Annotated in this window: 11 protein-coding genes and 1 pseudogene; 6 read left to right on the top strand and 6 right to left on the bottom strand. The window is 72.1% G+C overall.

The genetic code is table 11. From position 1 onward, the window contains the following. Positions 1–962: 962 nt before the first annotated feature. The 3 genes from AB0J04_RS44015 to AB0J04_RS44005 are packed head-to-tail and all read right to left on the bottom strand — an operon-like array spanning position 963 to position 3,009. Complete coding sequence (locus AB0J04_RS44015; protein ID WP_363174345.1) at positions 963–1,478, bottom strand: carboxymuconolactone decarboxylase family protein; 516 nt, start codon at positions 1,476–1,478, stop codon at positions 963–965. After that, positions 1,475–2,206, bottom strand: coding sequence for an SDR family NAD(P)-dependent oxidoreductase (locus tag AB0J04_RS44010; RefSeq protein ID WP_363174344.1), 732 nt, complete (start codon positions 2,204–2,206; stop codon positions 1,475–1,477). Before AB0J04_RS44010 ends, AB0J04_RS44015 begins: the two co-directional genes overlap by 4 nt. Further along, the gene (locus tag AB0J04_RS44005; protein WP_363174343.1) at positions 2,203–3,009 is read right to left on the bottom strand and encodes a TauD/TfdA family dioxygenase; all 807 of its coding nucleotides are present in this window, start codon (positions 3,007–3,009) and stop codon (positions 2,203–2,205) included. Before AB0J04_RS44005 ends, AB0J04_RS44010 begins: the two co-directional genes overlap by 4 nt. A gap of 271 nt (positions 3,010–3,280) precedes the next feature. Here AB0J04_RS44005 and AB0J04_RS44000 point away from each other — a divergent pair, with 271 nt between their 5' ends. The 3 genes and pseudogenes from AB0J04_RS44000 to AB0J04_RS43990 all read left to right on the top strand — a co-directional run. Then, positions 3,281–4,216, top strand: a complete 936-nt coding sequence (locus AB0J04_RS44000) for an alpha/beta fold hydrolase (RefSeq protein ID WP_363174342.1) — start codon at positions 3,281–3,283, stop codon at positions 4,214–4,216. Continuing rightward, positions 4,213–4,719, top strand: a complete 507-nt coding sequence (locus tag AB0J04_RS43995) for a DoxX family protein (RefSeq protein ID WP_363174341.1) — start codon at positions 4,213–4,215, stop codon at positions 4,717–4,719. Before AB0J04_RS44000 ends, AB0J04_RS43995 begins: the two co-directional genes overlap by 4 nt. Continuing rightward, positions 4,637–5,041, top strand: a pseudogene (locus AB0J04_RS43990) (NAD(P)-binding domain-containing protein); the annotation flags it as partial. The gene AB0J04_RS43995 and the pseudogene AB0J04_RS43990, both read left to right, overlap by 83 nt. Before the next feature lie 371 nt (positions 5,042–5,412). On the opposite strand, the gene AB0J04_RS43985 reads toward AB0J04_RS43990, so the two are convergent. From AB0J04_RS43985 to AB0J04_RS43975, 3 genes are all read right to left on the bottom strand, one after another. After that, a complete protein-coding gene (locus AB0J04_RS43985; RefSeq protein ID WP_363174340.1) occupies positions 5,413–6,426 on the bottom strand; it encodes an NAD(P)-dependent oxidoreductase in 1,014 nt (337 codons plus the stop codon). Further along, complete coding sequence (locus tag AB0J04_RS43980) at positions 6,423–6,803, bottom strand: carboxymuconolactone decarboxylase family protein (protein ID WP_363174339.1); 381 nt, start codon at positions 6,801–6,803, stop codon at positions 6,423–6,425. Before AB0J04_RS43980 ends, AB0J04_RS43985 begins: the two co-directional genes overlap by 4 nt. A 118-nt stretch (positions 6,804–6,921) precedes the next feature. Continuing rightward, positions 6,922–8,454 (bottom strand): aldehyde dehydrogenase family protein, encoded by a 1,533-nt coding sequence (locus AB0J04_RS43975; RefSeq protein ID WP_363174338.1) that lies wholly within the window; start codon positions 8,452–8,454, stop codon positions 6,922–6,924. Here AB0J04_RS43975 and AB0J04_RS43970 point away from each other — a divergent pair. From AB0J04_RS43970 to AB0J04_RS43960, 3 genes are read left to right on the top strand one after another with little or no spacing between them, the layout of a single operon-like run. Continuing rightward, entirely contained in the window at positions 8,453–9,730 is a 1,278-nt protein-coding gene (locus AB0J04_RS43970; protein WP_363174337.1) for an aromatic ring-hydroxylating dioxygenase subunit alpha, read from the top strand. The genes AB0J04_RS43975 and AB0J04_RS43970 overlap by 2 nt on opposite strands. A gap of 31 nt (positions 9,731–9,761) precedes the next feature. Next, the gene (locus tag AB0J04_RS43965) at positions 9,762–10,091 is read left to right on the top strand and encodes a hypothetical protein (protein WP_363174336.1); all 330 of its coding nucleotides are present in this window, start codon (positions 9,762–9,764) and stop codon (positions 10,089–10,091) included. A 1-nt stretch (position 10,092) separates the two neighbouring features. Next, positions 10,093–10,425: a hypothetical protein gene (locus AB0J04_RS43960; RefSeq protein WP_363174335.1), complete on the top strand. Its 333-nt coding sequence runs from the start codon at positions 10,093–10,095 to the stop codon at positions 10,423–10,425. Positions 10,426–10,516: the final 91 nt, after the last annotated feature.

Below are 10,516 nucleotides of genomic sequence, written 5' to 3'. Positions count from 1 at the left end.
GGAGAAGGAGCGGCGTTCGGTGCGTGCTCTCGCCCGGTGCGGCGAGAGTGCGTGCCGGGCGTCGCGACGCCGCGGAGATCCATCAGAAGCCCCCTGGGGCCTGTCCGGCCGATCAAGTCGCAGGAAGCCGGCAGTGCCTTCGTAGTGCCGGTGAGCGGGGTGTGGGGTACCCCCTCTGGGGGAGCGTGCCACCCCCCGCGTCTGCGGCATGATCGGCCGCACAGGCCCCAGGGCCGCCCTGCTCAGCCGAGCGCCGCGGTGAACAGGGGCAGGTCCACGGTCGCCCGAATGCCCGGGGCGGCCGCGCAGACGGCGGGGACGGCGTTGACGGCCCGGTGGGCGGTGTAGCCGGGGGAGAGAGACGGCGGCCATCCGGTCCAGCGGCACCGGGAAGCGCAGCTCGACGTCGAGGGGCGTGTCGCCGTCGACCGTTCCGGCGGGACAGATCGGCGTACTCGTGGACGGTCGGCGTCTCCTGCCGTCGCTGGACGGAGGCCTGGACGAGCGGCACCGCCTCTGTGATGAACTCCGGGCCGCTGCCGGTGCTGTGCAGCGAGCCGCCGCCCGTGCGCACGCGTCCTCGACCCGCTCGCGCAGGGCGGGATCCATGCCGGGCGGATGGTGGAACCCGCCGGTCGTGGTCACGACGTTCGCGCCGGACGCGAGCAGGGCGCACACCTCGTCGTCCCCGGCACGCGGCATGTACAGCACGCAGTCGGCGCCGAGGCCCAGGATCACGTCGAGGTCGTGGGTGGCGACGACCCCCGTCGGCCCCGTCCCGCGCAGGTCGCCCGCATCACGCCCGGCCTTGTCGGGGGTCGGCACGTGGCCCCCCGTCCACTCCACCCCGTGGCCCACTGAACGACACGAAGAGGTCTTGCCGCTTGTCGCATGTCCACCGCCCGGGTAGTCGCGAAGGGGCGGCGCCACAGTGGTCGCCGCCCCGGTCCGTGGCCCGCGCCCTAAGCCATTTCGTCGTCCATCCCGGCGTCGGGCTCCACGCCGAAGGTGTTGTACGCCATGGCCTGCATCGCGTACGCGCCGACGGTGAAGACGAACTCCATCAGCTGCCGCTCGTCCAGTTCCTTCGCGAGCTGCGCGTAGGTCTCGTCGGAGAGCGTGGAGGCGGTCTCCAGTTCGTCCACCGCCCGGTTGACCGGTGTGTCGGCGCCCTGCCGGACCTGCGCCAACTCCTCCTCCGAAACTCCCGCCTGACGTGCCATCAGCACGTGGTGCGCCCACTCGTAGCGGCAGCGGCGCCGCCAGGCGACCCGCAGGACCGCGAGCTCCCGCGTCCGGGCGGGCAGGGTGCCGCGGTATCCGAGCTGGGTGCTGAAGGTGAGGAACGCCGTCGCCAGGCGCGGGTGGTTGAGGAGCAGGCCGAGAGCGTTGGACGGCGGTATCGTGCGCCCGCCCGTGAGCGGCCGCAGGACGTCGGCGTCCCACTCCTCGTACGGGACGGGCGGCAGCCTCGTCATGTGTTGCGGCCTCCGTTCACGCCGAGGATCCGGCCGGTGATGTGGCCGGCCTCCTCCGACACCGGGAAGGAGCAGGCGGCCGCGATGTCCTCGGGCCGTCCGACCCTGCGGACCGGAGTGCGGGCGATGTGGTCCTCGACGGAGCCGCCGAGCTGCTGCGACTGCTCGGCGGCGCACAGCATCGGCGTGTCCACGAAGCCCGGGGGGACCGCGTTGACCGTGATGCCGCGCGGCCCGAGTTCGAGGGCGAGGGACTTGGTCAGCCCGTTCACCGCGGACTCGGCGGCGACGTAGTGCGCCATGAACGGCTGCCCGGAGTGCGTGCTGGAGGAGGAGATGTCGACGATCCGGCCCCAGTGGGCCTTCCACATGTCCGGCAGGGCGGACCGCACGCAGTGGAAGACGCCGTTGAGGTTGATGTCGACGACCCGCTGCCGGTCCGCGAAGGGCAGCTTGCCGAAGCGGGTGAAGCCGTCCTTGCCGGCCGCGTCGACCAGCACCGACACCGGACCGAGCCGCTCGCGCACCGCGTCCGTCGCCTTGTCGGCCTGGGCCCGGTCGGTGACGTCGACGGTGAGGCCGTAGCCCTCCTCGGTGGGTGCGATGTCCAGGACGGCGACCTTCATGCCGTCCGCGGCGAGCCGCCGGGCGACGGCCCGGCCGATGCCCGAGGCGCCGCCGGTGACGACCGCCGTCCGCACCGGACCGGAGTCCGCCGCGGCGCTCATGCGAAGGCCTCTTCGCCGACGACGGTCGTCCGGTGCAGGAGCCGCTCCGAGCTCTCCTCGTAGGGCAGCGCCCGGTGCAGGATCCCGGTGTTGTCCCAGACCGCCAGGTCACCGACCGCCCAGTCGTGGGTGTAGCGGAAGCGTTCCTGGGTGGTGAAGTCGAGGAGTTCGTCGAGCAGGGCGCGGCTCTCCCCGGGGTCCATGCCGACGACGTGGTCGGCGGTGGCGCCGGTGACGAGGGAGCGGCGGCCGTCCCGGCGCTGCCAGACCAGGGCGACCTCGTGGGTCGGCTGGGTGCGCCAGGCGGCCAGTTCCTCGGCGGTGGGGTCCGGGGTCACCAGCCGCTGCGAGGCCTCGAAGCTGTGCACCACGCGCAGGTTCTCGTGGCGTTCGCGGTCCTTCCGCGACAGGTTCTCGTAGGCGGCGTAGGTGTTGCAGACCTCGGTGCCGCCGCCGACCGTGGCGACATGACGGGCCGTCAGGGTGGTGGCCTTGACGGGGATGTCGTCGCTGGTGCCGTCGAGGTGCCAGAAGAAGGCGCCCTTCAGGTACTCGGCGCTTCTGCTCATCGCCGGGTTGACGGAGATCGGGAAGATCTCCTGGCCGCGCAGGCTGACGACCTCGCCGAGGCGGCGGCTGAACGCCAGTTGCCGGTCGTCGTCGAGGTGCAGGCCGCGGACCAGGAGCACCCCCCGCCACTTGAGGGCCTCTGCGGCGCGTTCGACGAAGGAGTCGTCGAGCGGATCGGTCACGCCGGTGAACTCCACCCCGAGCGACGGGCTCAAGGCCTTCGATTCGATCATGGAAATACCCCTTCCATACGCGAGAACAATATTCTCATCAGGGCTGGCGCGTGAAGTGGGGAGCATCAGGTTCTCTTGTCCGAATCCTTGATTAGCTCAACTAGAGAATGTAGTTTTCGGATCATCCGAGGTCGACGAGCGAGGAGGCCGGGATGCGGTCCGAGGACAAGGCGGCGATCGTCACCGGGCGTCCAGGACACCCTCCAGGCCGAGTTCGCCGCGCAGACGGAGGAGATCACCCCGGCGGCGTACTCCTGCTCAGGACGGACGGATGACCTCACCGACCCCCACCCCCGCGACGGAGCCCGAACTCGCCCCCGCCCCGGGCGTGCACCGGCACGTCGTCGACGTGCACGGTGTGCCCGCCTCCGCGCTCGTCGCCGAGGTCCCCCGCCCGCAGGCGGTCGTCGTGGCCCTGCACGGCGGCGCGACCACCTCCGCCTACTTCGACCATCCCGGCCACCCCAGGCTCTCTCTCCTGCGCACCGCCGCCGCGGCCGGGTTCACGGTGATCGCCGTCGACCGTCCCGGCTACGGCAGTTCGGCCGGATTCGAAGACCGGATGCGGACGCCCGAGCAGCGCACCGACTTCGTGTTCGCGGCCGTGGAGGCGTTCCTCCGGGGCCGTGAACGCGGCGTCGGCGTGTTCCTGTGGGCGCACTCGGCGGGCTGCGAACTCACCGTCCGCATGGCGAGCGACCCGCGCGGCGCCGAGCTGCTCGGCGTGGAACTGGCCGGCATGGGCCGCACCCACCACCCGCGCTCGATCCGAGCCATGGAGGAGTGGCGGCGCGACCCGACCCGCACCCGCCCCGACCTCCGCCGCGTCCTGTGGCATCCGCCGCACGCCTACCCGCCCGACGTGCACGGAGGGCGCAGCATCGGCTCCGCCTCGCCCGCCTACGAGGGGCACCGGGAGGGCTGGCAGAAGGAGTTCGCCCGGCTCTCGGCGCGCGTCCCGGTACCCGTGCACCTCACCCTCGCCGAGCACGAACAGGTGTGGCTGAACGGACCCGAGGGACTGTCGGACCTCGCCGCCATGTTCACGGGCGCCTCACGGGTGGTACGCCACGAGCAGGCGGGCGCGGGTCACAACACCAGCGTCGGCCGTACCGCTCTCGCCTATCACCTGCACGTCCTGGCCTTCGTCGAGGAATGTGCGCTGGGTGTGCAGGCGCTGCCGACGGAGAAGGGGACATGGGGATGAACGAGGCTTCGGACACCGCCCTGCTGCTCGTGCGGGTCGTGCTGGGCGTGGTGATGGTGGCGCACGGCTGGAACCACTGGAAGGGCGGAGGCGGCATCACCGGCACCGCCGGCTGGTTCGGCGGCCTCGGGCTGACCCGGCCGCGGCTCCAGGCCTGGCTGAGCGTCCTGACCGAACTCGGCGCGGGGGTCCTGCTGTTGGCGGGCCTCTTCACATCGCTGGCCTGCGCGGCGGTGCTGTCCGTGATGCTGGTGGCGGGTCTGCTCGCCCACCGCCGCAACGGCTTCTTCGTGTTCAAGGAGGGCTACGAATACGTCCTCGTCCTGGGCGTCCTCGCGTTGGCGCTCGGGGCATGGGGGCCGGGGGAGTACGCGGTGGACGAGGCCGCGGACATCAGTGTGACCGGTTGGGCGGGCGCGGGTGTGGTGCTCGGGGTGGGCGTCGTGGCGACGGCCGGTCTGCTGGCCGTGTTCTGGCGCCCCAAGGGAGAGGACCGACCCTGATGAACGACCCGCTGCGCGTCGGCTTCGTCGGACTGGGCAGCCGGGGGCGTCGACAGCCCGCCGAATCGTCGGCGCGGGCTTCGAGACCACCCTGTGTGCCAGACGGCCCGCCACCCTCGACCGCTTCGCCGGCGCTCCCGCCAGGAGCGCCGGCTCGGTCGCCGGACTCGCCGCCGCCGGCGACCTGGTGTGCCTGTGCGTGGTCGGCGACACCGACGTGGAGCAGGCGGGCGCGGAGGTGCTGACCGGGCTCCGCCCGGGCGGGATCGTAGCCGTGCACCCCGACACCTGCCGTCGCCTCGCGGGACGGGCCCGCGCCCAGGGCGTCCAGGTGCTGGACGCCCCCGTCAGCGGCGGCGGCCGGGCCGCCGACCAGGGACCTGCTGGTCCTGGTCGGCGGGGCAGCGGGGTCCCGCACACCTGCCGGCCGGTGTCCTTCAACAGGACCACCCCGCCCTCGCCCGGGTGCACAGCGCTGGTGACGGCGGAGGCGGTGACCGGGCAGGAACCCGCCCGCGGTCATGTCCGCGACCGCCGCCGCACCCTGCACAACCACCTCACCGAGCACCTCGCCCGGTACGGGGACCGGCTGCCCAGCGGCCTGGACACCCGGACCGGCGCCACCGCCGTCTTCGCCCTCATCGAGGGCCGCCTGCACCAGCTGTGGCTGGTCGACCAGGACGGCGACGACCGCTACCCCGAGGTCGTCCCCGAGTCGCTGTCGGTGCTGCTGGGCGACTCCGAGGCGCCGGCGGTCTGCGGAGCGCCGGCGGTCTCCGAAGTGTCGGCGGTCTCCGAGGTTCCGGTGGTGAACGGGTAGATGCGGGTGAAGTCCGCGCCCGGCTCGGCCGTCGCGAACGCGCCCCACACCGTCTCCGTCACCTCGGCCAGCACCGCCGCGCCGCCCACCTCGGCCACCTCGCGCAGATACAGCCGTACGTCCTTCGCCATCAGCGTGTTGCTGAAGCGGCCGGTCAGTACCTCGTCGGGGAACTTGTCGGCCGTCGCCGCGCTGCGCCCGCTGGAGGCGTTGAGGACCTCCACCAGTACCGCCGGATCCAGTCCCGCGGACGCGCCGAACGCGACGGCCTCGCTGGTCGCGGCGAGCGCGGTGGCCGACAGGAAGTTGTTGGCGAGCTTCAGCGCCTGGGCCTGCCCGGGCCGGTCGCCGACCCGCCGTCGACGGTCGCTGAGCCCCGCCAGCACCGGCTGGACCCGCGCGCAGTCCGCCTCCGAGCCCGCGTACATGACCATCAGGGTGCGCCTGCGGGCGCCCGCAGCCCCGCCGGAGACCGGCGCGTCCACATACCCCAGACCCATGGCGGCCAGCCGGCGGGCGGCCGACACGCCCACGGTGGAGGTGTCCACGACATGCGTGACCCGCCGGTCGCGGACGGCCTCGAGGTCCCGTACGACCTGCTCGCAGACGTCTCCGTCGGGCAGGCTGAGCACGACGACGTCCACGGCGCGGGCGAGGTCGGCCGGGCCGGGGGCCCAGCGGGCGCCCAGCGGGGTGCGGGCCGGACCCGCGGCGTCGTACGCCAGCACCTCGAAGCCCGCCCCGACCAGGTTCGCGGCCAGCGCGCCGCCCATGTTGCCCAGCCCGACGAAACCGGCGACGGGCTCACCGGCGACGGGCTCACCGGCGACCGGCTCACCGGCGACCGGCTCACCGGCGACGGGCCCACCGGCCACCGTGCCGCTCACACCGCCTCCCGCGCGGTGCGCACCTCGCGGATGACCGAGCGGGCCGCGTTCCCGGCGGGGGCGCCGCAGTACGCGGTGATCTGGTAGAGCAGCTCGTTCACCTCGTCGTCGCTCACCCCCGCGTTGACCGACGCCCGCAGATGGATGCGGAACTCGTCCATGCGGCCGGTCGCGGCCGTCATCGCCAGCACCAGCAGGCTGCGGTCGCGGTGGGTCAGCGGGCCGCCCCGCGCCCACCCGCCCCAGGCCATGGCGGTCAGGTAGTCCTGGTACTCGGGCGGCACGGGGTCCCCCGGCGGCGCGGTCCGGGAGCCGTCGTCGCCGATCACCTCGGCCCGGACCGCCCGTGCGGCCCGCTGCCGGTCGTCGTCGTACATCCGCTGTCTCCCTCTCGCCGAGGTCTCGCCGTTGTCCTGCCCGCGTCTTGCCCGCGTCTTGCCTGCGTTTTGCCTGCGTTTTGCCGGTGTCGTGTCGATGTCCTTCTGGAGGTTCGTGCTACAAGTTCGCGCTGACGGTCTTGAGCTGGGCGTACTCGTGCAGGGCCGCCAGCCCCTTCTCCCGGCCGTAGCCGCTCCGCTTGTAGCCGCCGAACGGGGTCTCCACGGTCAACGGGCCGCCGTTGACGGCCACTTGACCGGCGTCGAGGCGTTCGGCGAGCCGCAGTCCACGCGCCAGGTCGCCGCTCCACACCGCGGCGACCAGCCCGTAGTCGCTGTCGTTGGCGAGGGCCAGCGCGTGCGCCTCGTCGTGGAACGGCCACGTGACCAGCACCGGCCCGAAGACCTCCTCGCGGGCGATGCGCGCGGCCGGGTCGACCCGGGCGTACACGGTGGGCCGCACGTACAGCCCGCGGGCCGCCGGGCCCTCGGTGTAGGGACCGCCGCCGACGGTCGGCTCGGGCGCGTCCTTGAGGAAGTCCAGAACCTTCCGGTACTGCGTCTGCGTGATCAACGGGCCGAAGTCCACGCCCGGCCGGAGTCTGTCCACGGCCGCGACGACCCGGTCCACCACCTCGTCGTGGACGCTCTCCTCCACCAGCAGCCGGGTGGTCGCCGAGCAGACCTGACCGGAGTTCGCGGCGAGCGCCGCCACGGCCGCCGCCGCGGCCCGGTCCAGATCGGCGTCCGCGAACACCAACAGGGGCGACTTGCCGCCCAGTTCGAGGGTGAGGGGGACGAGGCGATCGACGGCCGTCGCCGCCAGCAGCCGTCCGGTGGCCACCGACCCGGTGAAGGCGAGCCGCCGCACCCCCGGGTGTGCGGCGAGCGCCGCTCCCGCCTGCGGACCGGTGCCGGTGACCACGTTCAGGACGCCGTCCGGCAGCCCGGCCCGCGAGGCGAGCCGGGCCAGGTGCAGCGTCGATGCGGAAGTGAACTCGGAGGGCTTGGCCACCACCGCGTTGCCCATGGCCAGCGCCGGGGCGAGCGCTCGACAGGCCTGGTTCAGGGGGAGGTTCCACGGGGTGATGACACCGACGACGCCGTAGGGCTCGTAGCGCGTGCAGGTGTGGACGCCCGCTCCCTGGTCGATGACGCTGCCCTGCCCGGCGGCCCGGACCCCGCCCGCGTAGTAGCGGAAGTACTGGGCCGACAGGTCGACTTCGAGGCGGAGTCGGGCCGGCACCTTGCCCGTGCACGCGCGTTCCAGGCGCATCACCGTGTCGGCGTCCTCGTGGAGCAGGTCGGCGATCCGGTGCAGGACGGCGGCGCGGTCGGCGGGGGAGCGGTCGGCCCAGCCCCGCCGGGCCCGTTCGGCCGCCGCCACCGCCCGGTCCACGTCGTCCGCCCGCCCGCGGCGATCTCGTCGCCGCTCCCACGGGTGGCGGGATCGAGGGTGGGCAGCCAGGTCCGGCCGGCCGGGGGCGACTCCCGGCCGTCGATCCAGTGCTGGTGGCGGGCGGTCGAGGTCACGTGGGTCCTTCCTGAGCCGTCGGTGAGAGCTGACATGACGATAGGCGGAAACGATATTCTCCTCAAGGGGGACCGCTGTTATCTTGGCGGTGTCAACCGACCGGAGGTTCCGTTCCATGGCGTACTTCCCCAAGCCCTCCGAGGGCAGCTGGACCGAGCACTTCGAGATCGACACCGAGCCGGTCTCCTACGCGGACTCGATCTCACCGGAGCACTACGAACGCGAACGGGACGCGATCTTCCGGCGGACCTGGCTGAACGTGGGGCGCGTGGAGCAGGTCCCGCGCAAGGGCAGCTACTTCACCAAGGAGCTGGACGCCGCCCGCGCCTCCGTCATCGTGGTGCGCGGCACGGACGACAAGGTGCGCGCCTTCCACAACATCTGCCGGCACCGCGGCAACAAGCTCGTCTGGGACGACTTCCCCCGCGAGGAGACCAAGGGCAACTGCCGCGCGTTCACCTGCAAGTACCACGCCTGGCGCTACGACCTGGAGGGCAAGCTCAGCTTCGTCCAGCAGGAGTCGGAGTTCTTCGGCCTGGACAAGTCGAGTTACGGACTGCTGCCGGTGCACACCGAGGTCTGGGAAGGCTTCATCTTCGTCAACCTCGACCCGGACAACACGACGTCACTCAGGGACTACCTCGGGAAGTTCGGCGCCGGCATCGAGGGCTACCCCTTCGACAAGCTCACCCAGGTGCACAAGTACCGGGCCGAGATCGGCAGCAACTGGAAGCTGTTCATCGACGCGTTCGCCGAGTTCTACCACGCGCCGATCCTGCACTCCGGCCAGTACGTCGCCGAAGAGGCCGCCAAGATCAAGAAGTACGGCTACGAGGCGCTGCACTACGACATCGACGGCCCGCACAGCATGGTCTCCTCCTGGGGCGGCATCGCCCCGCCCAAGGCCCGGGCCATGGTCAAGCCGATCGAACGGGCCCTGCGCAGCGGGCTGTTCGGCGCCTGGGAGGAGCCCGACATCGGGCTGACCACCGAGCAGCTGCCGCCCGCGATCAACCCGACCCGCAGCAAGGTCTGGGGCATGGACTCCTTCGTCTTCTTCCCCAACTTCATGCTGCTGGTCTGGCGGCCCAACTGGGTGCTGACCTACCACTACTGGCCGACCTCGTACAACACGCACATCTTCGAGGGCACCGCCTACTTCGTGCCGCCGCAGAACGCCTTCCAGCGCCTCCAACAGGAGCTCGCGGTCGTGTCGTTCAAGGAGTACAGCCTCCAGGACGGCAACACCCTGGAGGCCACCCAGACCATGCTGGAGTCGCGCACCCTGGAGCAGTTCCCGCTGTGCGACCAGGAGGTCCTGCTGCGGCATCTGCACACCACCGCCCGGCAGTTCGTGGACGCGCACGCCGAGCAGCCGTCCACCGCGTCCTGAAGTCCAGCGAGCACAGAGGGAGATCCCGGACATGGCCAACGTCTTTCCCGCCGACTTCGCCGCGCTCGAACCGTTCGCGGACTGGGCGGTCCAGGGCGAGAAGGCGCGCTACGCCAAGCGCGTCGCCAGCACCATGGAAGAACTGCAGGCCTTCTACGACGTGGCGTTCCCGCTGCTGGAGAAGGGCAGCGGGTATCTGGAGACGGTGCGCCTCGACGGCATCGGCGAGGAGGACAAGCACCTGCTGTGGGCGTTCTGCTCCCTGGTGACCGTCGCCTTCCCCGTGGAGGCCTGGGGGCAGCCGCGCGTCCCGGACAGCGGGCCCGCCGGCATCGACGCCGTCGTCGAACCGGCCGTGTGAGATGCAACCGCTTCCCGAAGCACGAGAAACACCGGTCCTGCTGCGGGCTGCCCGGCTCCTCGACGTCGACAAGGGCGAACTCGTCGAGCCGGGCGAGATGCTGGTGATCGGCGAGCGCATCGCCGAGGTGGGCCGGCCGGCCCGGCTGCCCGAGGGCACGGCTCTCCGCGACCTGGGTGACGTCACGCTGCTGCCCGGCCTGATGGACATGGAGGTCAACCTCTTCCTCGGCGGCCCCGACCACCGCAGCCCGCTCATCCCGGTCCAGGAGGATCCCGCGCTGCGGACCCTGCGCGCCGTCGCCAACGCCCGCCGCACCCTCCACCGCGGCTAGGGGGCTTCTGATGGATCTCCGCGGCGTCGCGACGCCCGGCACGCACTCTCGCCGCACCGGGCGAAAGCCCTAGTACTACAGGGCTAGATCT

Origin of the sequence: Streptomyces sp. NPDC050263 (assembly GCF_040655955.1) — a bacterium.
Lineage (GTDB): Bacteria > Actinomycetota > Actinomycetes > Streptomycetales > Streptomycetaceae > Streptomyces.
The sequence above is the reverse complement of the archived record's forward strand: the minus strand, read 5'-3'. Positions and strand labels throughout refer to the sequence as shown.

Coding starts and splice junctions, on each gene's coding strand:
- AB0J04_RS44015 (WP_363174345.1), bottom strand. CDS start 1,478: ATGACGAGGCTGCCGCCCGTCCCGTACGAGGAGTGGGACGCCGACGTC.
- AB0J04_RS44010 (WP_363174344.1), bottom strand. CDS start 2,206: ATGAGCGCCGCGGCGGACTCCGGTCCGGTGCGGACGGCGGTCGTCACC.
- AB0J04_RS44005 (WP_363174343.1), bottom strand. CDS start 3,009: ATGATCGAATCGAAGGCCTTGAGCCCGTCGCTCGGGGTGGAGTTCACC.
- AB0J04_RS44000 (WP_363174342.1), top strand. CDS start 3,281: ATGACCTCACCGACCCCCACCCCCGCGACGGAGCCCGAACTCGCCCCC.
- AB0J04_RS43995 (WP_363174341.1), top strand. CDS start 4,213: ATGAACGAGGCTTCGGACACCGCCCTGCTGCTCGTGCGGGTCGTGCTG.
- AB0J04_RS43980 (WP_363174339.1), bottom strand. CDS start 6,803: ATGTACGACGACGACCGGCAGCGGGCCGCACGGGCGGTCCGGGCCGAG.
- AB0J04_RS43970 (WP_363174337.1), top strand. CDS start 8,453: ATGGCGTACTTCCCCAAGCCCTCCGAGGGCAGCTGGACCGAGCACTTC.
- AB0J04_RS43975 (WP_363174338.1), bottom strand. CDS start 8,454: ATGGAACGGAACCTCCGGTCGGTTGACACCGCCAAGATAACAGCGGTC.
- AB0J04_RS43965 (WP_363174336.1), top strand. CDS start 9,762: ATGGCCAACGTCTTTCCCGCCGACTTCGCCGCGCTCGAACCGTTCGCG.
- AB0J04_RS43960 (WP_363174335.1), top strand. CDS start 10,093: ATGCAACCGCTTCCCGAAGCACGAGAAACACCGGTCCTGCTGCGGGCT.